Raw genomic sequence first — 26193 nt, forward strand, 5'->3', positions numbered from 1 at the left:
TGTTAAACCGTGTTGGTTGCCAGTGGCGCAAGCGCTGCGCGCATTACCTCCGTCAAGGAGGCAGGGCGGCGCGTTTCGCGATCGACGTAGACGTGCACAAAGTGCCCTTGTGCCGCCGCTTCGGTCTCGCCTTCGCGGAACAGTCCGATGTCGTAGCGCACGCTCGACGAACCGAGTCGCGTCACACGCAGTCCGGCATCGATACGCTCCGGAAAAGCGATCGAAGAAAAATAATTGCATTGCGTCTCGACCACCAGACCGATCGTCGGGCTGTTGCCAAAATCGAGTACGTCGTTGCGCAGCAGGTACTCGTTGACGACGGTGTCGAAGTAGCTGTAATAGACGACGTTGTTGACGTGGGCATAGACATCGTTGTCCATCCAGCGCGTCGCGATCTGCAGGAAATGGGGGTATGCGTCGCGCAGCGCCGCTTCTGATTTTTTCATTTGCAATTACCTGTCACGTTTTCTGTCGATGTAAGGCGGGCACGCAGTGCCCTCCTTACACTTGCTAACTCCGGTCCTCAGGCCGCCTTCTTCTTGCCGTAGCGACGCACGCGGATGTCCGCCTGCTCCTTGTGGCCGGCAAAACCTTCAATCGCGCACAGGCGCGAGCAGTATTCGCCGATCATGGCCGACGCCTCATCGGTCGTCACGCGCTGATAGGTGCAGGTCTTGATGAACTTGCCGACCCACAGGCCGCCGGTGTAGCGCGCCGCCTTACCGGTAGGCAGCGTGTGGTTGGTGCCGATGACCTTGTCGCCGTACGACACGTTGGTGCGATGGCCGAGGAACAGCGCGCCATAGTTCGTCATGTTGTGCAGGAAGTAGTCCGGGTCCTTGGTCATCACTTGCACGTGCTCGGACGCGATGCGATCCGCCTCTTTCACCATTTCTTCGTACGAATCGCACAGGATGATTTCGCCGTACTCTTCCCATGCCACGCGGGCGATCGGCGCCGTCGGCAGCTTTGCCAGCTGGCGCTCGATTTCGGCGGGTACCGTCTCGGCCAGCGCACGGCTGTTGGTCAAGAGGATGGCGGGCGAATTCGGGCCGTGCTCAGCCTGACCCAGGAGGTCGGCCACCGCCAGTTCGGCGTCGCAGGTGTCGTCGGCAATGATCAGCGTCTCGGTCGGACCGGCCAGCAGGTCGATGCCGACGCGGCCGAACAACTGGCGCTTGGCTTCCGCGACGAAAGCATTGCCCGGACCGACGATCATGTCGACCGGTTCGATTTGCTCGGTGCCCAGCGCCATCGCAGCGATGGCTTGCACGCCACCCATGCAATAGATTTCATCGGCGCCGGCCAGGTGCATCGCGGCGACAATCGCCGGCGAGGGTTTGCCTTCGAATGGCGGCGCAGCGGCGATCACGCGCTTGACGCCGGCGACCTTGGCGGTCAGCACGCTCATGTGGGCCGACGCGACCAGCGGATACTTGCCGCCCGGGATGTAGCAACCCACGCTGTTGACCGGCAGGTTCTTGTGGCCGAGCACCACGCCCGGCAAGGTTTCGATCTCGATGTCGCGCAGCGCGCTTTTCTGGATCTGTGCGAAGCGCTTGATCTGCTCCTGCGCGAAGCGGATGTCGATCAACGCCTCTTCCGACAGCGAAGCGATGCAGGCGTCGATTTCTTCCTTGGAGAGACGAAAGCTGGCCGGGGTCCACTTGTCGAACTTGGTCGAATAATCGCGCACGGCCGCGTCGCCGCGCTTGGCGATATCGTCCAGGATGTTGGTGACGGTGTCGCGCACCTGGGCGTTGATTTCCGCTTTCACTTCTTGCGGCTTCGATGTTTTCAGATAGATAGCCATGTGGTTTCCTTTGGTGTTTTTGGAAGAATGTCTAATGGTGGTTTCAATGGCGGTCTAGGCGGAGCCGCGCAAGATGAGTTGTCCCGGCACTTCCTGCAGCACCGCGTGAATGCTGCCCGGCCGGTGCCCGGTGCGCAGCAGGCCGATCGCGAGATCGATCATCTCTCCCACGGGCTGACGCACCGTGGTCAGGTTGTATTCCGGATAGCTGGCGGCGCGGATGTCGTCGAAGCCGACCACGGCGACATCTTTGGGGACGTCGAGCGAAGTGTTCTGGCGCAGGTAGCCAAGCACGCCGAGGGCCATGATGTCGTTGGCGCAGAAAACCGCATCCACGAGAGGTTTACCTTTCGCAAAGAGTTCGCCGGCAGCAGCAAAGCCGCCATCATAGGTGTAACCACCCTGCACGTTTGCCAGCAGCTTCTGGCCATTTGCTGCCAAGCCGCGCTCGAATCCGCGCAAGCGGTCGACGGTAGTGGAGATGTTCATGTCACCGGCGATAAAGGCGCAGACCTTTCGATCTTTCTTGACCAGATATTCCGCGACCATGACGCCCATGCTCTCGTTGTTGCAGCACACGGACCAGACCATGGGGTCATCGACGCGCCGGTTCATGAAAACTACCGGAATCCCCTGGCGCGCGCACAGCTCGGATGTGCGCGACGACAGCTTCGCCGCAGTTACCACAATGGCATCCACCTGGTACTGCAAGACCTGCGGCATCACATCGTCCGCCTCGCCGCCCTTAGGCACGACGAACAGCAGCAACTGCCGGTGGGCCTGCTGCAGTCGCAGCGAAAACTCCTCCAGCGCTTCCGGATAAAACGGATTCGCCATATCGCCCATGACCAGCGCCACGATGCCGGAGCGCTGCTGATTCAGCGAGCGCGCAATGGCGTTCGGGCGATAGCCCATTTCATCGGCAAGGCTGATGATGCGCTGTCGCAAATCGTCTGAAATGCGCGAACCGCTATCGAAGGCGCGCGACACCGTCGAGGTCGCCACGCCCAATCGCACGGCCAAGTCTTTTGCCGTGACGCGCACACGGCCGATCGCCGGAGGATTTGCCGTTGGAGATGTATTGCGAACCATGGCGCTTTAATAGAGTGATAGGCAAGAAGGGCAACAGGATTGCGCACGGGGGCGGACAGTGCAGTCGTATGCACCTTCAAGTATTTACCTTGAGAATTTGATGACTTTATTTGTGCATACGTGTGCACACCCTGAGCAGATAGTAGTGGCCGGCGGCACGAGTTTCCCCCTCTCTTTTTGGGGGGGTATCTCGCGGGCGGCGGGTGACGCAGGCGATTAACCCTGGCCGACGGCAGTTTCTGGAGTTAGGAGCCGGCGCCGACATCGGCATGTTCGGATGACCGCAATAGCACCGCTATTGACGCCTCCTGCGCCTTACCAGGCGAAAGAATCCATCGATTTCCTCTGTCACGTTGCAGGCCGGGACTGGTATTAATCCGGAGTCGTCAACAGCGCATGCAGCATGCGGGCGAGCAGGAGCGGTGTGTCCGGCTCGCCCAGATATTCGGGCTTCATCAGACCCATCGCACGCGGCAGAGCCAAAATGGTCTGGTAGACCAGAAACCGTGCCTTTTCACGGTTGCGCACCAGGATCTCGTCAGGAAATCGCTCCATCAAGGCATTCGTTGCCACGGACGTCCAGGTGAATTCCGGCTTGACGAGATCCAGGCGGACCAATTCCTCGTAATGGGAAGAACGGGTGAAAAATTCCCGGTCGACCTGCGACCATTTGTGCAGCAGCGCAATGCCGATCTGCATGATCAATAGGACGCCGTCGAACAGCTTTGCCGAGGGCGGCAGCGCCCTAAGCTCTTCCACCAGCCGACGGCGTGCTTGCCCGCGGTAGTCCTCGAAGATCGCGGTGATCAGCGCTTCTATGGTCGGGAAGTATTCGTAGATGGAGCTGACTGCTACGCCGGAACGCAGCGATAGACGATCCAGCGACAAGGCATCGCGCCCTTCTTTCTCCAGGATGTCCCATCCCGTTTTCTTGAGGGCATCCACCAGCATGACCGAACGTTCCTGGCGCGGACGCTTGCGCGGCTTGGCAGGCAATTCGATATGCAGGATGTCATCGCCTGCAGGTTTTTTTCGGATGTACTTGGTCATGAGTCTTTATGCATGAATACAAGCAGCAAGAATAATCGAAGACAGACCAGAGAAACCTGGCTTGCCGATGTGCAATGCTGAAAATCAAATACGGAGATATGCCTTGAGCCATAGGCGAAAATTCGCAATTTCCTTTTTTATTCAAGTACTTGAGTGCTCTCCAAGCGAAGACCGAATCCGGAGAGAAATTTGCGCTTTCGCTCTCTATACTGACCTCGCAAAAACACGTTGCCGCTACGACGGCAACGACGCTGCTCTATGCCCATGCCGGCACGTCTGTTGATTGCCGGGATATCCACCACTTCGATTAGCGAGTTACCCATGTCCCTTGCGGAAATGTCAATCGAGAAAAAAGCCGAACTGCTGCTGAACAATCCGATAGCGCTGGCCGACTATAACTACCGCACCTGGCAACACTTACCGCGCGCCGAGCTTGATGCCGTCAAGCTCGAAGCCTTGAAGCAGCGCTTTGCCGCACTGCGCAACCGCATTCCGGTCCTGAAAAAACTCGCCGATGGCGAAGGCATCGAACAGATAGAGAAGTTCGACGATGTAGTGCCGCTCTTGTTCGAGCACACGGTCTTCAAATCCTATCCGCCCTCCCTGTTGGAAAAAAAGAACTTCACGCAGATCAACAAGTGGATCGGCAAGCTGGTGACGCCGGAGTATGCCGAAGCCATCGCCGCCGCCGACGTCAGCAGCTGCAAGGGGCTGGACGATTGGTTCGACACGATGGACCAGGCAGTGCCGCAAGTGCGCATCTGCCATACCTCCGGCACTTCCGGCACTCTGTCCTTCCTGCCCAACAGCGTGCGCGAATGGGAAAAGGCATGCGACGTGCGCAAGCTGTTCGTGTGGAAGATGGAGGGCCCGAACACGCCGCAACCGGACCTGCATACCGTCTACCCGTATTACCGCAAAGGCTATCTCTCTCACGTGCGCGCCAACGACTTCATGATTCAGGCGTTGCTGCCCGACGAATCGAATTTCCATGCCGCCTACCCGGCGACGCTCTCTTCCGACGTGCTGCACCTGGGCGCGAAACTGCGCGCCGCGCATGCCAAGGGTACGCTGGATCGTCTGGACATCAGCCCGGAAATGATCGAGAAGAAAAAGGCGTTCGACAAGCTGCAGGCCGAGATGCCGAAGCATCTGGCAGGCTTCTTCGAAGAGATGGCGACCAAGCTCAAGGGCAAGCGCGTGTATATCGGCGCGACCTGGAACCTGCTGCACAACATGGCCAAGGCCGGCCTCGAGCGCGGCCTGGAAGGCGTGTTCCACCCCGACTCCTACATCACCACCACCGGCGGCGCCAAGGGCGTGGTGCAGCCGGAGGGCTGGCGCGAGGATGTGATGCGCTTCACCGGCGTCAAGACGCTCAACGAGACCTACGCGATGTCGGAACTGGTGAGCGGTTCGAACCCGCGTTGCGAGCACGGCCACTTCCATTTCACGCCGACCGTGATCCCCTTCCTGCTCGACCCGGAAACCAGCAAGCCGCTGCCGCGCGAAGGCCGCGTCACCGGCCGCGCCGCTTTCTACGACTTGGGCGCCGACATCCACTGGGGCGGCTTCATCACCGGCGACGAAATCACGGTCGAATGGGATAAACCTTGCGCATGCGGCCGCCCGAGCGCCTATGTGGCCGGTCCGATCCAGCGCTATAGCGAAAAGAACGGCGGCGACGACAAGATCACCTGCGCCGCGACCGAAGGTTCGCACCGCGAGGCCATGGACTTCCTGAACAATATCGAAGGCTAAATACCATGACAAAACCCATTGCGCCGATGATCATCCGCGGCAAAGTCATCACCGACAACCTGATCGAAGTCGGCGGCCGCGGCGGTGACATCTCTTTCCTGACGCCGGATGCGCACAAGTACATCGACAAGCTACCGCTGGGCAATCCGGCCAAGCTGGCCGACCTGTACCAGCTCAGCTTCGACGACATCCTCGATTACGCGGTCGAACTGGGCAAGCATCTGGACTTCAGCAAGAACAAGTACCTGCAAGAAGCTTGCGAGCTGTCCTACCTGACCGCGCCGACCACGCCGACCATCGTCAAGGCGTCCTATATGGGCCTGCACAACATGCTGTCGCGCGAGTTCATCACCGAGATGGCGGAAAAGACGGTCGGCATCAAGTACCTGGAAGGCTGGGTCAAGGAGAAGCTGCTCGACGGCACCGAACTCGAAGTACGCTGCTTCGGCGCGCGCACCCTGCACATCGTGGCCGGCAATGCTGTCAGCCTGTCGCTCTGGACCATCATCCGCAACATGGTGCTGCGCAGCGACGCCATCATCAAGGCGCCGTCCAACGATCCGTTCACCGCGCTCGCGATTGCCCGCACCATGATCGACATGGCGCCGGACCATCCGATCACCAAGCACTTGAGCGTGGCTTACTGGAAGGGCGGCGACCAGGCCTTCGAACAGCGCTTGTACCAGCCGCAGAACCTGGAGAAGATCGTGGCCTGGGGCGGCTTCGCGGCGATGAAGCACGTTACCCAGTACATCCAGCCCGGCCTGGAACTGATCTCCCTCGATCCGAAACGCAGCGCCAGCATCATCGGCAAGGACACCTTCGACAGCGAAACGTCCATGCGCGAAGCCGCGGTGCGCCTGGCCGCCGACATCGGCGCCATCAACCAGAAGGGTTGCGTATGCGCACGCGTGATCTACGTGCAGAGCGGCACCGATGAGGAAGGCCTGGAAAAGCTGAACACCTTCGGTCGCTACGTCTACGACGCCATGATGGCCCTGCCGAATGTCCTGTCCACCAAGCCCAAGCGCTACGACCAGAAACTGAAAGCAGAAGTAGACGCGCTGCGCCTGGACGACGAGTGGTACAAGGTCATCGGCGGCAAGGATGGTGAAGGTGCCATCATCTGTTCTCAGATTCCGGAGGCCGTATCCTTCGCCGCCAGCCTGGACGATCGCACTGCCAACCTGGTGCCGGTGGATTCGCTCGACGAGATGATGGCTGCGGTCGATGCTTATACACAAACCGTCGGCGTCTATCCGGAGAGCGTAAAGGATGAACTGAAAGACATCCTGCCCTTGTACGGCGCACAGCGCATTGTGTCGCTGGGTTACGCGGCTGCGATGAAGTTTGCAGCCCCGCAGGATTCGATCGAGCCGATGCGCCGCATGGGCAAGTGGATCTCCAACCAGATTGCATCGCCGGAAACCACGGCGGCGCCCTGGTTGCGCCAGTCGATCGAGATGTAACGATCCGCTTTTATCCCTCCTCGCGCTAGCGAGCACTTTTGTTCAATTTTCCACCTCTCTCACCCCCGTCATCCCCGCGAAGGCGGGGATCCATACGGAGTTTGCTATATCCTCCGGCTTTTGGATCCCCGCCTGCGCGGGGATGACGGGGAAATTAATGTGAGAAATCGACCTCGGCTACCCGCCTCAACATTATTCAAGGATCAATCACATGACCACCTGCACAGCCTATGGCGCTTGCGAAGCGCACGCCGATCTCACCCAGATGCACATCGAGCGCCGCGCCCTGCGTCCCGACGATGTCGCCATCTCCATCGCCTACTGCGGCGTCTGCCACTCCGACGCGCACCAGGTCCACAACGACTGGGGCAACACCGTCTACCCCTGCGTGCCCGGTCATGAAATCATCGGCCACGTCACCGCCGTCGGCCCGCAGGTAACGAAATACAAGGTGGGCGACCGCGTCGCGGTCGGTTGCATGGTCGACAGCTGCCAGCATTGCGCGCCCTGCGAAGACGGCCAGGAACAGAATTGCGTCAATGGCTTGACCGCCACCTATAACGGCAAGGATCGCCACACCGGCGCAATCACGTACGGCGGCTACTCGGAAAGCATCGTGGTGCGCGAAAAGTTCGTGCTGCGCGTGCCGGACGCGCTTGACCCGCGCTATGCCGGTCCGCTCTTGTGCGCCGGCATCACGGTGTGGACACCGATGCGCAAGCACGGGGTGCGCAAAGGTTCAAAAGTGGCGGTCGTCGGCTTGGGCGGCTTGGGCCACATGGGTGTCAAACTTGCCGTCGCGCTGGGCGCCGAAGTCACCGTCATCACGACTTCGCCGAGCAAGGCCGACGATGCGCGTGCACTGGGTGCGCATCATGTGCTGCTGTCGAGCGATCCCAAGGCGATGATGACCGCGGCCAATGCCTTCGACTTTATCCTCGATACCATCCCGACCAAGCATAACGTCAACCCGTATCTGATGCTGCTGGGGCGCAACGGCGTGCTAGTGCTGGTCGGTGCCATCGAGCCGCTGGAGCCGATCCATGGCGGACTGTTGATGCGCAACAACCGCTCCATCGCCGGTTCGCTGATTGGCGGCATCGAAGATACTCAAGAGCTGCTGGACTTCTGCGCCGAGCACAATGTGTTGCCCAATTGCGAGATGGTCGATATCCGCGACATCAACACGGCGTTCAAGCGTATGCAGGCCAACGATGTGAAATACCGTTTCGTGATCGATATGACATCGCTGGGGGAAGCCGCGTCTGCCTGATGCGGCCGCGTAGCGCATGCGTTTGCCCTGTGCAAACGTCTCGGGCGATTGCCCCTCTCCAAAAGAGGGGCGCAACTGCAAGCAGGCATATATACCTTGTGATGAAATGGCCGCGAGGCGCGGTCCACATTATCAAGTCACTATCAAGAGAGATATCACAATGACACGAGACGCCATTCGCGCCGGTGTTGCCTTGTCCGCCCGCAATACCATCCTGGCAACGGCACTGGTTTTCATTTTCGGGGCCAACGCCGTTGCGGACAATGTCCCTGCGCCGCAAATGCAAACCAAGCCAGCCAGCACCTCCACCGCTGCCAGGAATGCCGCCGTATTGCAGCAGTTGCCATTCGCCGACCGCGAAGATTACGAATCGGTCAAGCGTGGCTTGATTGCATCGTACAAGGGCGAGATCAAGGCTGCCGATGGCCGCGTCGTGTGGAACATGCAGGCATACGATTTCCTTCAGGCTGACAAGAGCCCAGATACGGTGAATCCCAGTTTGTGGCGCCAGGCCCAACTGAATGCGAATGCCGGATTGTTTCAGGTCACCGATCGCCTCTATCAGGTGCGCGGACTCGACCTGGCGAACATGACCATCATCGAAGGCAGCAAGGGCTTAATCATCATCGATCCTCTGATGACGACGGAAACCGCGCGCGCGGCGCTCGAGCTCTATTACCAGCATCGGCCGAAAAAACCGGTGGTCGCGGTGATCTATTCGCACAGCCACATCGACCATTTCGGCGGCGTGCGCGGCGTGGTGGACGAAGCCGATGTCAAGGCCGGCAAGGTCAAGATCTATGCGCCGGCCGGCTTCATGGAAGAAGCAGTCAGCGAGAACGTGTTTGCGGGCACCGCGATGCTGCGCCGCGGGCAGTATCAGGGTGGCTCCCTGCTGCCGCGCGGCGAGCACGCTCACGTGGACACCGGCATCGGCAAGGGCACGCCGCAGGGCGGAACCGTCACTCTGATCGCGCCGACCGTGCTGCTGACCAAGCATTATGAAACGCATCGCATCGACGGTCTCGATATCGAGTTCCAGTTGACGCCCGGCACCGAAGCGCCAGCGGAAATGAACCTGTACCTGCCGCAGCTCAAGGCCCTGTGCATGGCCGAGAACGCCACCCACACGATGCACAATATCCTGACGCCGCGCGGCGCGCTGGTGCGCGACGCCAAGGCCTGGGGCAAGTACATCGATGACAGCCTGGTGCGCTACGGTGACAAGGCCACGGTGCTGTTTGCCCAGCACAACTGGCCGACCTGGGGCGGCGAACGCATCCGCACAATGCTGGCCGACCAGCGCGACATGTACACCTTCCTGAACGACCGCACGCTGCACCTGTTGAACCAGGGTCTCACGCCGATGGAAATCGCCGAGGCAATGCAGAAACTGCCGGGCGAGCTGGAAACCAAGTGGAGCACACGCGGCTACTACGGCACGCTCAGCCACAATTCGCGCGCGGTGTATCAGCGCTATCTGGGCTTTTATGACGCCAATCCAGCCAGCCTCAATCCTCTGTCACCGGTCGAAGCCGGCAAGCGCTATGTGGAAGCATTGGGCGGCGCGGCCAACGTGCTCAAACTGATGCGTAGCGCGATGGACAAGGGCGACTACCGCTGGGCCGTGCAGCTGGGCAATCACCTGGTTTTCGCCGAACCTGAGAACAGGGAGGCGCGTGCAGCACAAGCCGACACGCTGGAGCAGTTGGGCTATCAAGCCGAGAGCTCGCTGTGGCGCAACATCTATCTAAGCGGCGCGGCAGAACTGCGCAACGGCGTGCAGGCACAGAAAGGCATGCGCAGCACCGTCGACCTGGTCAAAGCACTGGAGCCGGGCATGTTCTTCGACTTCATGGCAGTGCGCCTGGATTCCAATAAGGCGGTGGGCCATGACATGGCGCTCAACTGGGTGTTCTCCGACCTGAAGAAGCCGTTCGCACTGACCTTGCGCAATGGCGTGCTGACCTATCGCGAGGGTAGCAAGCATGCAAAGGCTGATGCAACAATCACCATGAGCAAGGCCACGCTCGATCGCATCAACCTGCGCCAGATCGACTTGCCCGCAGCGATCAAGCAAGGCGAGATCAAGATCGAGGGCAACGGACAGAAACTGGGCGAGCTAATGGGCATGCTCGCCACGTTCAGTCCGTCCTTCAATATCGTCACGCCGTAAATTACTCCTCCTCTTTTGTCCTCCCCGCACTCCGAGTTCGGCTACGCAGCCCCTCCCTTAAGGAGGGGGGCCGCGGGGAGGGTCCACCTATATCGTTCATTCACACTTTCCGAGGTTTTTCGACCTCAGGAAACGTGCCGTCTGAATCTCGGCCCCATCCGGATGACCGAGCCAGAAGACCATAACAAGAACAAGAATAATTTTTCCAACTCAAGAGGAGCAACATGAGTCAAATCGAGCAGCTTTCGCCAGCGGCGGCGCATGCCCCAGCAACAGCAGCAGAAAACGTTTATCGCAAAGTCACCTGGCGGCTGATGCCCTATCTGCTTCTCGCCTGCGCGATCAATGCCATCGATCGCATGAATATTTCCTTCGCCAAGCTGCGCATGGCCGAGGACATCGCGTTGACCGACGCCGCTTTCGGTCTTGGCGCCGGCATCTTTTATCTCGGCTACATCCTCTTCGAAGTACCCAGCAATCTGTTTATGCAACGTATCGGTGCGCGTGCCACGCTGACGCGAATCATGATGTTGTGGGGGGCGGTCACGGTGGCAACCGCCTTCGTCACTACACCGAATCAATTGATCGTTGCGCGTTTTTTCCTCGGCATGGCCGAGGCCGGCTTCTTCCCGGGCGTGATCCTGTATCTGACCTACTGGTTTCCTGCTGCGATGCGCGGCCGCATCACCGCGGTTTTCGTGATGGCAGGGGTTGTTGCCGGCGTCGTCAGCGGTCCGCTGGCGGGCTGGATCATGACCCACTTCCAGGGCTGGATGGGGCTGCGCGACTGGCAGGTGCTGTTCATATTCGAAGGTATCCCAGCCATCGTGCTCGGTGTCTTCGGCTGGTTCTGGCTCACCGACAAGCCGGCGCAGGCTGCCTGGCTGAACGACTCGGAAAAAGAAACCATCGCTGCGGCACTGGCCGCCGAGTCGGGCAAAAGCGCAGCACACGGCGGTTTTGGCGAAGTGCTGCGCGATCCGAGGCTGTACATCGCCGGGCTGGTGTGCTTTTGCGTCTACAGCGGCATGAACACGGCCTCCTACTGGATGCCGACGCTACTGCGCAGCTTCGGCCTGGAAAGCTTGAAAACCATCGGCATGGTGTCCAGCCTGCCCTACCTCGGTGCCCTGATCGGCATGTACCTGCTCGGGCGCAGTTCCGACAAGCGCCAAGAGCGTCGCTGGCATCTTGCGTTGACCCTCCTGACGGGCGCGACCTGCTTCTTCCTGCTCGGCTTTGCACAAGGCAATGTGCCGCTGTCGATATTCCTGCTGTGTCTCGGCACTGCGGGCGCGCTGTGCGGCATTTCGCTGTTCTGGACCATTCCTCCCGCCCTGCTCAGTCCTACCAAGGCGGCCGCCGGCATCGCTGTGATCAGCAGTATCGGCAACCTGGCTGCCGCGCTCAGCCAGTTCATGGTCGGCGCCATCAAATCGGCAACGGGAAGTTTGTACCTGGCCTTCGATGTGATTGCGGCCGTGCTGGTAATCGGTGCCATCGTGCTGCTGCTCGCGATTCCGGCGCGGCATTTGCGCGAGCGCGAGCATTAACGCCAGACTGCGGCGTGCACTGATTCATTGTTTTTGTAATTTTTAATCGGGAGGAGTGAGATGCAAATAACAAAATTCACGGCATCACTATTGGCGGCGGCCGTCCTGGCCGGATGCGGTGGTGACAATACGCCGCACTTCAGTTCGATGGTGACGTTCGGGGATAGCTTGAGCGACGTCGGCAGCTACGCCGTCGGCAACATCAAGACACTGGGCGGCGGCAAGTTTACGGTGAATGCGCCCGACGCCCAGAACTGGACGGAAGTCATGGCGAACCGATTGCACGCGCTGGCCCAGTGCGCCGCGCAAACAGGTCTCGAAGGCGACGCGGCGCTGGGCTATGCGGCTCCGATCACCAATCACCCTAACTGCACCAACTATGCGCAGGGCGGCGCCCGCGTGACCAACCCGATCGGATCCGGCAACAAGGCGACGGGGACCGCCAGCCCGGTTCGCGGCATGACGGTTCCCGTAGTCACGCAGATCCAGAACCACCTTGCAAAAAATAACGGAAGTTTTAACGGATCGGAAATCGTTTTCGTGCACGCCGGCGGCAATGACGTTGGCGCCGCCCTCGTGTCGCTTGCTGCCGGAACCGCGCCAGCGACTGTGCTAACGGCGGTGGGAACCGCGGGCGCGGAACTGGCAGGCTATGTCAAGAACCAGATTGTCGGCAAAGGTGCGAAGTACGTTGTCGTCATTAATGTACCGGACGTCAGCAAGTTCCCGTTTGGCTTGGTGCAAAGCGCGCAGGCGCAAGGGTTGATGAATACCTTAGTCACCACATTCAACGCGCAATTGCAGGCCGGACTGGCTGGCACCGATGTGGTTCAGGTAGATTTCTATTCCATCAGCCGCGATCAAGCTGCCAATCCGGCGAAATATGGGATTACGAGCGCGACAACGCCAGCCTGTGACCTGTCCCCGGCGAAAAACCCGCTGGGCCATGTGCTCGTCTGCACCAAGGCAAATGTCATCCCCGGTGCAATCGACAACCTCCTGTTCGCCGACGCTGGGCATTACACGCCGTTCGGCTACAAGCTGATGGCGGACATGGTATCGGCAGAACTGGCGAAGCGCGACTTGATGTAAAGGCTATTCCTTATTGAGACGATCGGCGCACTTCAGTGTTCGGCACCGAAGCGCAAATCTTCTCCTTAACCTCCACACTCCCCCCTTTTTCGGGAGGGGCATGATTGCACACAGCCAATGAAGCCCCCTTGCACACACGGCCGTCTGCGACGGGCGGCCACATTGGAGACAAATATGCCGACAGTTAAAAAAGGAAGTACCGCAATTTTCGCCGCCATCCTCGTTGCGATGACAGGCTCATCCGTGTTCGCCCGCGAAGAAACGCTACCTTTCGGCAAAGTGCCGATGGAGGGCAATCTGCCTGCGCGCAGCGCCATTCCTCAGTTGTTTAACGAATTGGATTTTCAGCAGGCGACGCAAGCGTATCTGTGGGCGATACCTCTTGTCTCCTATGCGCAGTGGCAGAAAGAGACCTACGAGAAGTTTGGCGCGAAACCCAACGACCTGGTGATCTATACGACGTGGAAAGACAAGCTCGGCATTCTGACAGCCAATGCGACAACGCCCTACATCATCGGCTTTGCGGAACTGGACAAGTCCGGCCCGCTCGTCCTCGAATTGCCAGCGGGAGCCACCGCGGGCGGTGTCGGCGATTTCTGGCAGCGATCCGTCGTGGCCCTTGGCCAGAGTGGGCCCGACAAAGGCGCGGGCGGCAAGTACCTGATCGTCCCTCCCGGCAGCGAACCGCCGGCTGACACCAATGGTTACTACGTTGCGCAAGCCACGACCAATAACGTGCTGATGGGTTTTCGCGTGTTGGACCCGGACCCGGAAAAAGGCAAGGCCATTATCAGCAAGGTCAAGGTCTATCCCTACAACCAGCGCGCCAACGCTGCCCCGGTACGCATTCTGACTCCTGGCGGCAAGGACTGGTCCGGTACACAACCGGATGGCATGGCCTATTGGCAGCGCCTGCACGAGATCATTCAACGCGAACCGGTCGACGAGCGCGACCGCTTCTACATGGCCATGCTCGCCAGCCTGGGAATTGAAAAAGGCAAGCCATTCAATCCCGACGAGCGGCAGCGCAAGGCCTTGGAGCAAGGCGCTACCGCCGGCAAATTGCTGGCACAGTCCAACACCTTCGCCAAGCGCTTTTCCAACGTCAGGCATTGGCCGGACCGGCATTGGGAGTATGCGTTGTTCATCAAAGACTCATCACAGCGCCTGGAAAGCGTCGATCAGCTATGGGAACGAACCTCATGGTTCTATGAGGCGGTCGGCAACAGCAAGGGCATGACTTCGTCCACACCCGGACTCGGGCAAGCCTTTCTAGGCGCCTGCACCGACAAGAATGATGCATGGCTCGATGGCAGCAAGAACTATCGGTTGCGTGTCGCAGCCAATCCGCCGGCCAAACAATTCTGGTCAGTCACACTGTATGACACCGACACGCGCCGCTTTGTCGAAAATTCGAAGCAGAAGTCTGATGTATCCAGCCGCGAAAACCTGCAGAAAAACAGTGATGGCTCGGTCGACCTCTATTTCGGTCCCACGGCGCCGGCGGGGAAAGAAAGCAATTGGGTACAGACCGTACCGGGAAAACACTGGTTTGCTTACCTACGTCTCTATGCGCCCACGGAAACGTATTTCAACAAAAGCTGGAAAATGGATGACATCGAGGCTTTGCATTGAGACGCTTCGGCATTCATCCCAAAACGAAGCCTGCAAATCCGCCCTGATGTAGCGCATCGAAACAGCAGCACAACTCCAATACTTGCTTGTTTTCCCTACCCCTCCCATTGGGGGAGGGGCGTGCTCGCGCTTGACCCGCCTAGTGTTCTCCTTAGAGAGAGACTTAAGGCGACAAAGCGTTATTGGTTTCATTGACGACTTGACCGGCGCCACAAGAATCAACGCTACGCCACAGGAGGACGCCTATGTAAAGTCATTACGCCATTAACGCTGGAACTTCAATAAAACAAACCAACTTCCAATGGAGGGACTTATGAGAAAAATTACTCACTTCTTTCAGCCAACGACCCCGTCGCCTCGGCTGGCGCTTCGCCGAAGCGGCGCGCGGCATGCCTTCGCGCTAGTCGCTGCGGTTGCGCTTTCCACTACAGGCGCTCTCTACGCGCCGTCGGCCGACGCCGCCAACGGGCCGTTCACCACCACATACAGCGGCCGAACTTCGGGGGACTCCTGCAACACCTCGCGGCAGATCGTCTACTACGCACCGTCTACAGGCACAGCACCCTTCCCGCTGGTCACATGGACCCACGGCACATTGGGGATCTATAATGACGCCGCGACCCACGAGTACCTGCAGTACATGGCGGACGCGGGCTTCGTTGCAGCGTCAATCCAGTACGACAACGACACCGACGTCTCTGGGTCGGAGTTGGTGCAAAAGGCCAGATGCATCTTTGATGCCGCGAACCCGAACTCCGCCATCAATAAACTCGATGCGCTGGCTGTGGTCGATGTCTCCAAGGGTATCTTCGCGTCTGGGCTCAGCCAGGGATCCTTGATGGCGCACCTTTCTCGCAACTTTCATTCTCAAGTGCGCGGCGCTTGGCTCAGCGGAACGGGGGACACGGGGCTCTTTTCCGTGCACCTCACGGAGCTCCACTACACGAATACGGCTCTCGTGAACATCCGAGCCACGAATGGTCAGCAAGACGCGGTTTTCGGTCCAGGCTACTGCCCCGGGAATTATGCGGCCGGCAACGCCCAGCAATTGAAGCACGCGACAGGTGTGGGTTATGGCAGCGCATGCTCTGTAGCGACCTCGCATCCCAACAACACGGCCAACGTGTCTTGGTACGTCGTCCCTGGGTATATGCATACGACCGATTTCGGATTCTGGAACAAGCATGGTCAGTGCTCAGACCCGTGGAGCCGCTGCGCCGTCAAGGACTGGGCGAAGACGCTCGTGACTCCCTGATCGCGGCCGCATTGCACCGGTGGGAAATGGGGACATTGCCCATTTCCCACCCTTGCGCAATGATCTCAATGCTCGTGTCCCGAACGAGGAACGCCATGGGCGTAGCGGACATACTCAACCCGAAGTATCCGGATCAAAGCCGAGTCGGCGGTACGGTCCTACGCCAGCGATTAACATGGGCGTACAGTTGGAATAAGTCTTCCTGCTTTGATAAGCATCCTTCGCCCGGGAAGCTCATGATTTCTCGGGCGGCATTACACCAGCCTGAATCTGTTGCAGGATTTTTCAGGACAGAAAAAAGAATGGCAACCGATTGTAAATCGAGATCGATAGCCGACAAGAGGCTGACATGAAACTCAAGACAGCGCATGTAGCAGGTGGCATGGCCGCCATCTTTGTTGGCGTGGCGTGGTTCGCGCACGAAGACGAGGCGCCCGCCGCCAAGGTGGTGGTGGAAGAGAACCTATTTGCCTTCGTGCGCCCGATGGATGGCATGCAACTCGAGGCTCGGCCCAAGCCGGACGCAGCCAGGACGGTCGAAGTCCAGGCGCTGGTGGTCAATACTGATTTGCGACAACTGTTCGACCATTTCCTGGCGGAGCAAGGAGAAAAGAGCTTGAATGAGGTGCGGGCCGAAGCGGAACGCGAAATCGAGCAGCGCCTGCAACCCGGCCCGGCCGCTGAAGCCAAGCGCCTGTTGGGGCGCTACCTGGATTACCAGCGCGCGCTGGAAGACGCGGATAAGGAAGCGCTACCGGCAGACGGCACGATTGCAACCCTGCATGCGCAGGCGGAAGCGATGCGGTATAGGCGGGCCCGGTTTCTCAGCACCCAGGAAGTGCAAGGCTTGTTTGGTCCATATGACCCCTTGGGGCCGCATGCCTTGGCGAAGCTGGAACTCTATCAGGATCCCGCCTTGAGCAACGAGCAAAAGGCGGAAAAGATCGCGGCGCTGGAGGCGGACTTGCAGAAAACCGGGGAAGCGGCGCCTGACGAAGATGCTCAGGTGGAAGCCAGCAGCAAAGTGCGGTGGCAAAATCTTGCAGACGATGCGCATACGCCTTGAAGAACCTTGGGCTGTAACTGACAAGAGGCCCGAATGAAAATAACGAAATCTCTTGGTTGGTCTTTGGCGGCGGCAATTTGCGCCGCCGTTTTTTTCGGCGCAACGCGCCTTTGGCAGAGTGATGAGGTGAATACGAATGCAAGAGCGGAGCCCGACATGTTCGCCTTCGTGCGTGCAATGGAAGGCACGCATCGCCACTTACCTGGCCGAACGCAGCAAGTTGCTTAATGCCGGCGGCACGGAAGCGGATCGCCAGGCTGTCATCCAGCAATTGCGCCAATTGCGTTTTAGCCCGCAGGAGCAATTGCGTGTGCCGGTCTACGAATAAGAACATATTTCAAGATGAAAAGCGTGCGCGAAGGTGATCCGGGCCGCCACTGGTTTGCCTTCCTCCGCCTCTATGCGCCAGCAGAAGCGTATTTCGACAAGAGCTGGAAGATGGATAACATCGAAGTTATACGTTGAGCATCGACATTCTTCAGCATGGGGGCAGTTGCAGTAATCCCAGTCTGGCCTGCCAACCAGAAAAATATTGCACTTGTATTCTCTCGTGCGACACTGGATGCAGTCGGGGCGAGGACCGCTTCGCGTCGCCGGGCTGGCGTATTCGATAGTCAATAGTAAGCTTTATCTATAGATCTCGTTCCGAACATATTCAGGACCGGTGTCAATTTCTTGATCTGCTGCACCGTTGTATGGCGTTGAAACAGTAGAGTGGTCTGAACACCTCATCTGAGAAGCGGGTATTTCAGGAGACATGCCATGGCAAGCAAAATATGCATCGCACTGTTTGTCGTGCTCGCAGCAATCGCTCTGCCAAGCTGTGGCGGAAGCGACGATGCGGCGCCGGCTGCATGCCAGACACACCCACCTCTCCCCGTCGTAAAGGTTTCCTACCCGAATGATTCGGCTCCTGTCGGGGCGAATGTCAATGTTGCGCCGTCGATTGATGTAACGGCAGGCGATGGCTTGGATGGCGCGATACTGCGATTCGACCTTATCGGCGGCACACTCCCCAGCGGTCTTTCGCTCAATCCGACCACGGGGCGAATATCCGGAAGAGTCGCCGGATTTCCAGGTAGCTTCTCCTACACTGTCCGCGTGTCCGCAGATTGTTTTACTGGCTCGGTTACCACCAGTGCAGTTTTCTTTGTCAGATGAATGTACACAGCAGTGGCGGTTCTCACTTAAAGCTATTTCCCGCGAGGGACAGAGTCGATTGGTATGCCAAAAATGCCGATTCCTCTTGATTGAGCGATTCTTTCCATTGTGGCGTATTCGAATGGGGCATCAAACAAGGCAGGGTTACGGACGCCCAGCCACTCCGGTGCATTCAGCCGCGCAAGTCTTCATTCCGTTTAGGCGTTCGTTTTGTTCTGCGATTTCGAATGTGTCATCGACGGTGAATTTAGGTCCGCTGGCGGCCAGCTGACCATGGAGTGCTCGTTTTTCGGCCGGGTCCACGATCACCCAATCGATCTGGGCTGGAGCGTTCTATCGGCAGCAACGAAATAAGGGCGCTGCGCATGGGGGTTGCTGTTCGTGCGTTACCGTCCAAGTGGATCCGAATTCTTTACAAAGTCTGGAAAACAAGACAGCCATACAATGAAGCGACTTACCTGGATACATTGAAACGCCACGGCTCGCCGTTGATCGCGGTGGCCAAGTAAGCCACACAATCCCTTGACAAGTGACTCAGGGCGAAAAGCGGACAGTCGAAACAATTCTCAAAAAGAGACATTTTTGTTCTTTTTTAGTGGTGCGCCCGTCACCGCTTAGTTGCCTTGTAGACTGCTTTTGGGGTTTGAAGCACGAGATGCGTAAATTTTCTGTCTGTCTGAATCAGCAAAACACGCGATTGGCTAACCCGTAGCTCCAGATCTGATCCATCGAATTTGCACGGTCTGGCTTCAATTGCCGGCTCATTCATCTGCTGCCAATAGATTTTTCCGTCCTTGCCGCTAATTGAGAATACCAATCCTTCAACGTCGCCGTCATACGCGCCGGAGATTGCTGATGTGGTCTCGGGACTGAGCATAATCGGCTTGCGGGTAAAAACGATGTCGGGGACACCTTCTGCTAATGCCAGAGATACCGATCCGACTTCGTCGTTATCATCAATGACAAATCTTGTTTTGATTCTTTCGCTCCAATCGGAGGCGATCCATTCAAAGGTGTTCAGCACTTGGTGATTCAGCTCAGACCAAGGCATGCTCCCGACGGTACAACCATATAGCTTGCCGTTTTCCAGCTTGACGGCGAAATCCGGATATCCAGGAGAGGTATACGTGCCAGTGTACGCCTCAAGTGGATGAGACATTGGCGTCGATCCTTGACTTGCTTCGATGGAAACCAGATTTCCTTTTCCAGCTGCCGCGAAAATGGGGGCATATGTCTGATGAAACCTGGCCGACCAGTCCTGGCTTGGCAACCCGCGAGCTCGATCCATTGCCTCTCTGAGCAGAATGTGGGGGATCTGAGGTGCGTAAGCGTTCGTTAGAACAATAACGCCAATTTTCGACTCTGGAACAAAACCAACAATTGCACAGTGACCTTCAATAGTGCCGTCATGGGAAATCATCGTCCCCGCCGCATATGGATATGGGCGGATCATCCATCCTAAACCATAAGCAGACATCGTCAGGCCGGACATTGCATATCCCATGTCATTGGTAGGGATCATCATTTGCGGCATATGCATCTGCTTGAGATTTGCCTTGGAGACGAGCCGAACGTCCCCGAATTTGCCGTCACCGAGGTGTACTTTCAACCACTTGATCATGTCGGTTAACGTGGAATACAGCGCGCCAGCTGCTCCGGGAGACAGTTCCGTGTATCTGTTAAATGGTAACTGTGTCCATCGGTTGAATTTGCCTTCATCATCGCGCTCGATACGATGCCCTTTGGCCAGCGGAACGTCGGTGCCACTGAAGGCCGGACCGAAATTCGACGCTGTCATGCCCAACGGTGAAAAGATACGTTCAGCAATGAACTCGTCCCAACGCTGACCTGCGATCTTCTCAATGAGATAACCCGCTGCGTAGTACATGATATTGGTGTATTGCGCTTTCTCGCGAAATGTCGCACTAGGCTTCAGAAAGCGCATGCGCTTGATGAATTCGCTAACCGGCAAATTCAACCTCCAGGAGGCAAAATCATACCGGGGAAGGCCGGTGCGATGACTTAACATGTCGCGCACCGTGACATGGCGGGTCGCGTACGCATCATCCAGGATAAATTCCGGCATGTAGTGGAGCACCGGTTTGTCCCAGTCAAGCAATCCATCGTCCACAAGCAAGGCCGCGCTCATGGCAGTTATCGACTTCGTTACAGAGCCGAGAGGGAAGCGTGTCTCTTCAGTCAAAGGCAGTCTTTTTTCTGTATCGCGCAAGCCGAATGCCCGCTGATAAATCACCTCATCTTCTCTAATGATACAAATGGATGCGCCAGGACAATGCCACGAATCCATTGTGCTTTTAACGTAGCGGTCAAACTTATCGGTATCCATTTTGTTCTTCCAAGTCGTTTAGCGGTTTTAGGTTTGAACCGACAATTGCCGAAGACTAAGGGCCGGCCCGGTACAGATGAAAGGCGGGGCGGCGAGTTTAACAAAAAAATAACAAAATGGTAAGTTGATGCGGGCGTGCAGATTTATGGCGCTCTTGGAAGGACAGAATGGTACGTACTTCATCTACAGGAAAACCAAGAATCTGCGTGCGGTCCAGCTTCTGCTGAGTCGCACGAAGCTGGAGAGTACGGTGAGATACCTTGGCATCGAAGTTGATGATGCGCTTGAAGTCATCGAAGGGATCGAGGTCTGATGCACTGCCGGTAGGTGCTCAGGGCGATGGGCGCTGACCGGGTCAGCACCTCCCATATATATGATATTGATTTAATAACCGCCTCGAAGCAGCATACCTCGCTTTGACCTAGGATCCTGGATCATGCGAGGATTATGTTTAATGAAACGGACGGCCGACATCGTTAGGAAAGTATGTTGGATCGTTGGCAGTCTTTATGCCTTGGTAGGGATAGCAACGCCTTCACTTGCGAATGGCGCGCGTCCCTCCTGGTTGCAGGAATGTCGACTGCCCGGTTTCAAGGATCCTACCTTATGTGGCCACCATTCCGTCTTCGAAAACCGATCGGAAAAAGGTCGCCGGATCGAATTGAAGGTCGTTGTAGTGCCGGCGAAGTCCCCTAATCCGGCACCCGATCCGGTGTTTCTTATCACTGGCGGACCTGGACAGGCAGCAACAGACCTCGCACGATTCGCTAATCGGTCCCCTTTGGGCAGCCAACGTGACATCGTTCTTATCGATCAACGAGGGACTCGTGGGTCCAACCCACTTATCTGCGATTTGCCCGACTCTGATCGCAATCTTCAGTCCTATTTCGAAGATGTGTTCGAGGTTTCGACGTTTTCCCGATGCAGGGACGCGCTGGCAGATCGGGCCGACGTACGGTACTACACAACCATACAGGCAATCCAGGATCTCGATGAAGTGCGTGAGGCGCTTCAATACAGGCAGGTCAATTTATTGGGATGGTCGTACGGTACGCGGGTCGCGCTTCAATACGCACAGGCTTATCCTGAAAGGGTAAGAACGCTCATTCTAAACGGCACTGTGCCGGTCAATTTCAGGAACCCTCTTCCCCACGCAAGAAGTGCACAACAGAGTATAGATGCGATCTTCGCAGCGTGCGCTCAGGATACTGCCTGCAACAAAGCCTTTCCAAACCTTAACCAGAAATTTCAGCAAGTGCTGGCGCGCCTGAATCAGGCTGCTGCCGGAACCATCGTAAGGCACCCGGTATCCGGCGAACCGGAAAATGTCCTGATCACCAAACCTACTTTTGTCGAAGCGCTCAGAATGAGTTCGTATCATTACGATCAAATACCCTTGATCCCAAAACTCATCAACGATGCGTATCAAGGCAACTTCGCACTGTTAGCCGAAATCATCATGAAGAGAAACCGTTCAAGAGCCAAGTTCCCATGGGGAATGCTGTTGGCGGTTACCTGTTCTGAAGACGTTAGCCGCATTGCAGATGATGAGGTTGAATCGGCCACAGCCAATACTGCTCTCGGCGATTATCGAATTCGCCGGCAGATGAAAGTGTGCTCCGTCTGGCCGAAAACAACGCTGCCTGATAGCTACACACACACCGTTGCATTACCTGTTCCCGCACTCATCCTATCCGGCATCCAAGACCCGGTCACACCGACCGAATGGGGAGAGGAAGTTCGAAAAATTCTGCCCAATTCCCTACACATCGTGGTACCAGGTGGCCATATTGTTGGAGGAGGGTGTCTTACATCGGTCCAACAGGCGTTTCTTGAGGCGCAAACGGTGGACCAGCTGGACATCAGTTGCACTAGGAGCGTGAAATTGCTTGATTTTGCTGTTCTGGATTGAACGTAAGGTTTGCCATGGACATAGCGGCAGCCAGCCAACGAATTCGGGCGGTTCTAGTTTTTCTCGCCGCATGAGTCGCCGACCGTCCGCTCACGGAAAGAGCCAGCGGCCGGTTCGGGTCACGGGACATCTGACACACCTGATTGATATAGTCCCAACTTATACACGTCAGTTCACTGCCGAAATGCCGCCATCGATTGCCAAGACCTGACCAGTCACGTGTTTGTCGGCATACGATGCAAACAGCAATGCCGCACCTTTCAAGTCCTCGTCATCGCCGATGCGCTGCAGCGGCGTGCGCCGGGCGATATCGTCCTCGCCCATTTTTTCCAGCGTGTCCTTGGTCATCTTGCACGGGAAGAAGCCTGGCGCCAGCGCGTTCACCGTGATGCCGTAACGACCCCACTCCCCCACCAGCGTACGGGTGAAATTGAATAAGTCGGTTGTCTTTTCCGGGGCGGCGTGAACCTTTTTCAAACGCGTCTGTATCGATGGAAAACCGATCGCTGGCCGCTGCACGAGAAGACGACAAAACGGCTTTCCCCATCATGTGGCGCAAAACCGGATACCTCCTCATGCAATTCCCAATCGTTGCTTTGTACGATTGCCAAGGTACGACAACCTATCCCCCTCTTCACCTCCCCTTGCGGACGAGGAGGTCTGAAGCGAAGCGCGTCACCGGCCAGCGTCGCTGGAGGCACTCCGCACCCTCGCTTTTGGAGGGGGGCGTGGTAGCGTCCTCGCAGACTAGTCTTTGCATCTGGAATGAAAAGAAATGCAGGGACAATCAAATGAAAACCGTAATGAAACTGGCAGATTCTGGTTTGCTAAAGAATCGTGCATTTATTGATGGCGCATGGGTAGCGGCAGATGACGGGGCCACTTTCCCGGTGACCGATCCGGCGACCGGCGAGGTGCTGGCCAATGTGGCATCGCTCGGTGTTGCCGAAACCCGGCGCGCGATTGCAGCGGCGGAGACCGCGCAGCGGAAATGGCAGAGTAAATCTGGCAAGGAGCGCGCCAATATACTTCGCGCCTGGTATGACGCGATCATCGCCAATCTGGAAGACCTTGCAATTCTGATGACACATGAACAAGGCAAGCCGCTGGCGGAATCGCGTGGCGAAATCCAGTACGCGGCATCTTTCGTCGAATGGTTCGCTGAGGAAGCCAAGCGCATTACCGGCGACGTCTCACATCATCCACAGGCGGATAAGCGCATTATCGTGCTGAAGCAGCCTGTCGGCGTGTGCGCCGCGATCACGCCATGGAACTTCCCGGCCGCGATGATCACGCGCAAAGTAGCACCCGCACTTGCTGCCGGTTGCTCCATCATCGTCAAGCCTGCTTCTCAGACGCCGTTGTCCGCGTTGGCATTGGCAGCGCTCGCAGAGCGTGCCGGCGTTCCGCATGGCGTGATCCAGGTACTTACCGGAAACGCCCGCATGATCGGCGGCGAGCTGACTGCGAGTCCCGTCGTTCGCAAACTGTCCTTCACCGGCTCGACCGAGATTGGCCGCACACTCATGGAGCAATCGGCGCCGACCATCAAGCGTTTGTCGCTGGAGCTTGGTGGCAATGCACCCTTCATCGTCTTCGACGACGCCGACCTGCACAATGCGGTCGAAGGCGCTGTCGCCGCTAAATATCGCAACAGCGGTCAGACCTGCGTGTGCGCCAACCGCATCCTGGTACAAGACGGAATTTACGACGCCTTTGTGGACGCACTCGCGGCACGCGTCAGCAAACTTCAAGTTGGCAACGGCCTCGATCCGCAGACTGTGCAAGGACCGTTGATCGACGAAGCCGCGGTAGCCAAAGTGGAAGAGCTGATTGCTGACGCTACAGCGCTCGGCGCACGCGTGGTAACCGGCGGCAAACCGCACGCGCTCGGCGGAACCTTCTATCAACCGACTGTGCTCGCCAATGCAAGCGCGCACATGCGCGTCGCCCGCGAAGAAATCTTCGGTCCGGTTGCGCCGGTCTTCCGCTTCCATGACGAAGCCGATGCCATTACGCAAGCCAACGATACCGAGTTCGGCCTCGCTGCATACTTGTACACCCGCGACATCAGCCGATCCTGGCGTATCGCCGAGGCTCTGGAGTGCGGCATGGTCGGCCTCAATACCGGCCTGATCTCCAATGAGGTCGCACCCTTCGGCGGCATCAAGCATTCCGGCTTCGGACGTGAGGGCTCACGCTATGGCATAGACGAGTATCTCGAACTCAAATATATCTGCACGCAGTTATGATTCGGAGGTAGAGCATCATGACCGCATTCGAATTCAGCACCGTCCCCTCGATCATCGCCGAATATGGTGCTATGCGCCGTTTCGGCGTCATTCTGCGCGAACGTTTTGCACAGGAGCGCTTGTGCCTGATCACCGACCGATTCTTGCGGGACAGCGGGCTGCTTGCGCCGGCGCTCGCGAGCCTGCATGGAACCGGTTGGAAGGTGACCATCATCGACGATGTGGTTGCCGATCCTCCGGAAGAGGTCGTGCTGGCTGCGGCCGAACGTGCGCTTGCATCCGGTGCGGAACTCATCGTCGGCTTCGGCGGCGGCTCGTCGATGGACGTGGCGAAATTGATCGCCGCGCTTCTCGGATCAAACCAGTCACTACAAACGATGTATGGTGTCGGCAACATCACCGGCCCTCGACTTCCCCTCGTGCAGGTACCGACCACCGCAGGTACCGGCTCCGAAGTCACGCCGATTTCGATTGTCACCACTGGCGCAACCACCAAGGCGGGCGTCGTGTCGCCCATGCTGTACGCGGACCTGACGGTGCTCGATGCCGAACTGACCGTTGGCTTGCCGCCGCATGTGACCGCAGCCACCGGAATCGATGCGATCGTGCATGCGATCGAGGCCTATACCTCCAGGCACAAGAAGAATCCGCTATCGGACATGCTGGCGCGCGAAGCTCTTCGATTGCTCTCCACCAATCTGCTGCCAGTCTTCCGAAATGGCAGCGACCGCAAGGCACGCGAAGCGATGCTGCTGGGTGCGATGCTTGCGGGCCAGGCATTTGCCAATGCGCCGGTCGCCGCAGTGCACGCGCTCGCCTATCCGATCGGCGGCATCTTTCATGTTCCGCATGGATTGTCGAATTCGCTGGTACTGCCCCACGTGCTGCGCTTCAATGCGCCGGCCGCAAGCGCGCTTTATAGTGAGCTGGCAGAGATCGTGGTGCCCAATTGCAGCGGTAGCGATGAAGCGCGCTGCCATGCACTGATTCAAGCCCTCGAAGGACTCGCGGCCGCGACGGGTATCGAGCGCAAGTTGCGCGAGGTCGGCATCAGCGACGCGGACCTGCCACGCTTGGCCTCCGATGCGATGCTTCAAACGCGCCTCCTGGTCAATAATCCCCGCGAGGTAAGCGAAGTGGATGCCCTCGCCATTTATCTGGCCGCGTACTAATACTACTGCGTCACAAAATTTCGTCGTAAGGTTCCCTCCCCCATGCAGGGGGAGGGCTAGGGGCGCCCGGCGTAGGGTGGGGGTAGTACGGTTGAGTTATTGCAGTGATATCTC

General features: G+C 57.9%; 19 protein-coding genes and 2 pseudogenes. 15 read left to right on the plus strand and 6 right to left on the minus strand.

Annotation, left to right across the window (positions count from 1 at the left end; genetic code table 11):
* Nucleotides 1–2: 2 nt before the first annotated feature.
* The 4 genes from D3871_RS24560 to D3871_RS24575 all read right to left on the minus strand — a co-directional run bounded on the left by D3871_RS24560 (nt 3) and on the right by D3871_RS24575 (nt 3955).
* Nucleotides 3–446, minus strand: a complete 444-nt coding sequence (locus D3871_RS24560) for an acyl-CoA thioesterase (protein ID WP_119771751.1) — start codon at nt 444–446, stop codon at nt 3–5.
* A gap of 77 nt (nt 447–523) precedes the next feature.
* Nucleotides 524–1813: a histidinol dehydrogenase gene (hisD, locus tag D3871_RS24565; protein ID WP_119771752.1), complete on the minus strand. Its 1290-nt coding sequence runs from the start codon at nt 1811–1813 to the stop codon at nt 524–526.
* 54 nt (nt 1814–1867) lie between these two features.
* Nucleotides 1868–2905, minus strand: a complete 1038-nt coding sequence (locus tag D3871_RS24570) for a LacI family DNA-binding transcriptional regulator (protein ID WP_119771753.1) — start codon at nt 2903–2905, stop codon at nt 1868–1870.
* A 372-nt stretch (nt 2906–3277) separates the two neighbouring features.
* Entirely contained in the window at nt 3278–3955 is a 678-nt protein-coding gene (locus D3871_RS24575) for a TetR/AcrR family transcriptional regulator (RefSeq protein ID WP_119771754.1), read from the minus strand.
* 321 nt (nt 3956–4276) lie between these two features.
* On the opposite strand from D3871_RS24575, the gene D3871_RS24580 reads away from it, so the two are divergent.
* From D3871_RS24580 to D3871_RS24630, 11 genes are all read left to right on the plus strand, one after another.
* Entirely contained in the window at nt 4277–5716 is a 1440-nt protein-coding gene (locus tag D3871_RS24580; RefSeq protein WP_119772746.1) for a phenylacetate--CoA ligase family protein, read from the plus strand.
* A 5-nt stretch (nt 5717–5721) separates the two neighbouring features.
* On the plus strand, nt 5722–7185 hold the full coding sequence (locus tag D3871_RS24585; RefSeq protein WP_119771755.1) for an acyl-CoA reductase: 1464 nt from the start codon (nt 5722–5724) through the stop codon (nt 7183–7185).
* A 211-nt stretch (nt 7186–7396) separates the two neighbouring features.
* Nucleotides 7397–8458, plus strand: a complete 1062-nt coding sequence (locus D3871_RS24590) for an NAD(P)-dependent alcohol dehydrogenase (RefSeq protein ID WP_119771756.1) — start codon at nt 7397–7399, stop codon at nt 8456–8458.
* Nucleotides 8459–8618: 160 nt separating this feature from the next.
* Nucleotides 8619–10634 (plus strand): alkyl/aryl-sulfatase, encoded by a 2016-nt coding sequence (locus D3871_RS24595; RefSeq protein WP_199724914.1) that lies wholly within the window; start codon nt 8619–8621, stop codon nt 10632–10634.
* Between the two features lie 224 nt (nt 10635–10858).
* Nucleotides 10859–12187 carry an MFS transporter gene (locus tag D3871_RS24600; RefSeq protein ID WP_119771757.1) on the plus strand — a complete coding sequence of 443 codons (1329 nt, stop codon included), beginning with the start codon at nt 10859–10861 and terminating at the stop codon, nt 12185–12187.
* Nucleotides 12188–12247: 60 nt separating this feature from the next.
* Nucleotides 12248–13279, plus strand: coding sequence for an SGNH/GDSL hydrolase family protein (locus D3871_RS24605; protein WP_119771758.1), 1032 nt, complete (start codon nt 12248–12250; stop codon nt 13277–13279).
* Nucleotides 13280–13453: 174 nt separating this feature from the next.
* Complete coding sequence (locus tag D3871_RS24610; RefSeq protein ID WP_199724915.1) at nt 13454–14914, plus strand: DUF1254 domain-containing protein; 1461 nt, start codon at nt 13454–13456, stop codon at nt 14912–14914.
* A gap of 313 nt (nt 14915–15227) precedes the next feature.
* Nucleotides 15228–16169: a hypothetical protein gene (locus tag D3871_RS24615; RefSeq protein ID WP_119771759.1), complete on the plus strand. Its 942-nt coding sequence runs from the start codon at nt 15228–15230 to the stop codon at nt 16167–16169.
* 349 nt (nt 16170–16518) lie between these two features.
* A complete protein-coding gene (locus D3871_RS24620; RefSeq protein ID WP_119771760.1) occupies nt 16519–17235 on the plus strand; it encodes a lipase secretion chaperone in 717 nt (238 codons plus the stop codon).
* A gap of 136 nt (nt 17236–17371) precedes the next feature.
* Complete coding sequence (locus D3871_RS24625; protein ID WP_119771761.1) at nt 17372–17563, plus strand: lipase secretion chaperone; 192 nt, start codon at nt 17372–17374, stop codon at nt 17561–17563.
* 434 nt (nt 17564–17997) lie between these two features.
* The gene (locus tag D3871_RS24630) at nt 17998–18396 is read left to right on the plus strand and encodes an Ig domain-containing protein (protein WP_119771762.1); all 399 of its coding nucleotides are present in this window, start codon (nt 17998–18000) and stop codon (nt 18394–18396) included.
* A gap of 607 nt (nt 18397–19003) precedes the next feature.
* Here the strand turns inward: D3871_RS24630 and D3871_RS24635 are convergent.
* A complete protein-coding gene (locus D3871_RS24635) occupies nt 19004–20743 on the minus strand; it encodes a serine hydrolase (protein ID WP_119771763.1) in 1740 nt (579 codons plus the stop codon).
* Nucleotides 20744–20924: 181 nt separating this feature from the next.
* Between D3871_RS24635 and D3871_RS30575 the strand changes: the two are divergent.
* Nucleotides 20925–21056 (plus strand): annotated as a pseudogene (locus tag D3871_RS30575) (integrase); the annotation flags it as partial.
* Nucleotides 21057–21197: 141 nt separating this feature from the next.
* Entirely contained in the window at nt 21198–22655 is a 1458-nt protein-coding gene (locus D3871_RS24640) for an alpha/beta hydrolase (RefSeq protein ID WP_158598044.1), read from the plus strand.
* 168 nt (nt 22656–22823) lie between these two features.
* Here the strand turns inward: D3871_RS24640 and D3871_RS24645 are convergent.
* A pseudogene (locus tag D3871_RS24645) lies at nt 22824–23087 on the minus strand (SDR family oxidoreductase); the annotation flags it as partial.
* Nucleotides 23088–23458: 371 nt separating this feature from the next.
* Here D3871_RS24645 and D3871_RS24650 point away from each other — a divergent pair.
* Together D3871_RS24650 and D3871_RS24655 are read left to right on the plus strand one after the other, a co-directional pair.
* Nucleotides 23459–24907, plus strand: a complete 1449-nt coding sequence (locus D3871_RS24650) for an NAD-dependent succinate-semialdehyde dehydrogenase (protein ID WP_119771766.1) — start codon at nt 23459–23461, stop codon at nt 24905–24907.
* Between the two features lie 17 nt (nt 24908–24924).
* Complete coding sequence (locus D3871_RS24655) at nt 24925–26079, plus strand: iron-containing alcohol dehydrogenase (RefSeq protein WP_119771767.1); 1155 nt, start codon at nt 24925–24927, stop codon at nt 26077–26079.
* Nucleotides 26080–26193 lie beyond the last annotated feature (114 nt).

The organism is Noviherbaspirillum saxi, assembly GCF_003591035.1.
In the GTDB taxonomy this organism is placed as follows: Bacteria; Pseudomonadota; Gammaproteobacteria; order Burkholderiales; family Burkholderiaceae_D; genus Noviherbaspirillum; species Noviherbaspirillum saxi.

Bases quoted from the DNA above. Each gene is read 5' to 3' on its own strand.
- D3871_RS24570 (WP_119771753.1), bottom strand. From the start codon at position 2,905: ATGGTTCGCAATACATCTCCAACGGCAAATCCTCCGGCGATCGGCCGT.
- D3871_RS24620 (WP_119771760.1), top strand. From the start codon at position 16,519: ATGAAACTCAAGACAGCGCATGTAGCAGGTGGCATGGCCGCCATCTTT.
- D3871_RS24650 (WP_119771766.1), top strand. From the start codon at position 23,459: ATGAAACTGGCAGATTCTGGTTTGCTAAAGAATCGTGCATTTATTGAT.
- D3871_RS24585 (WP_119771755.1), top strand. From the start codon at position 5,722: ATGACAAAACCCATTGCGCCGATGATCATCCGCGGCAAAGTCATCACC.
- D3871_RS24610 (WP_199724915.1), top strand. From the start codon at position 13,454: ATGCCGACAGTTAAAAAAGGAAGTACCGCAATTTTCGCCGCCATCCTC.
- D3871_RS24600 (WP_119771757.1), top strand. From the start codon at position 10,859: ATGAGTCAAATCGAGCAGCTTTCGCCAGCGGCGGCGCATGCCCCAGCA.
- D3871_RS24655 (WP_119771767.1), top strand. From the start codon at position 24,925: ATGACCGCATTCGAATTCAGCACCGTCCCCTCGATCATCGCCGAATAT.
- D3871_RS24595 (WP_199724914.1), top strand. From the start codon at position 8,619: ATGACACGAGACGCCATTCGCGCCGGTGTTGCCTTGTCCGCCCGCAAT.
- D3871_RS24605 (WP_119771758.1), top strand. From the start codon at position 12,248: ATGCAAATAACAAAATTCACGGCATCACTATTGGCGGCGGCCGTCCTG.
- D3871_RS24640 (WP_158598044.1), top strand. From the start codon at position 21,198: ATGAAACGGACGGCCGACATCGTTAGGAAAGTATGTTGGATCGTTGGC.
- D3871_RS24630 (WP_119771762.1), top strand. From the start codon at position 17,998: ATGGCAAGCAAAATATGCATCGCACTGTTTGTCGTGCTCGCAGCAATC.
- hisD (WP_119771752.1), bottom strand. From the start codon at position 1,813: ATGGCTATCTATCTGAAAACATCGAAGCCGCAAGAAGTGAAAGCGGAA.
- D3871_RS24560 (WP_119771751.1), bottom strand. From the start codon at position 446: ATGAAAAAATCAGAAGCGGCGCTGCGCGACGCATACCCCCATTTCCTG.
- D3871_RS24590 (WP_119771756.1), top strand. From the start codon at position 7,397: ATGACCACCTGCACAGCCTATGGCGCTTGCGAAGCGCACGCCGATCTC.
- D3871_RS24625 (WP_119771761.1), top strand. From the start codon at position 17,372: ATGCAAGAGCGGAGCCCGACATGTTCGCCTTCGTGCGTGCAATGGAAG.
- D3871_RS24575 (WP_119771754.1), bottom strand. From the start codon at position 3,955: ATGACCAAGTACATCCGAAAAAAACCTGCAGGCGATGACATCCTGCAT.
- D3871_RS24580 (WP_119772746.1), top strand. From the start codon at position 4,277: ATGTCCCTTGCGGAAATGTCAATCGAGAAAAAAGCCGAACTGCTGCTG.
- D3871_RS24635 (WP_119771763.1), bottom strand. From the start codon at position 20,743: ATGGATACCGATAAGTTTGACCGCTACGTTAAAAGCACAATGGATTCG.
- D3871_RS24615 (WP_119771759.1), top strand. From the start codon at position 15,228: ATGAGAAAAATTACTCACTTCTTTCAGCCAACGACCCCGTCGCCTCGG.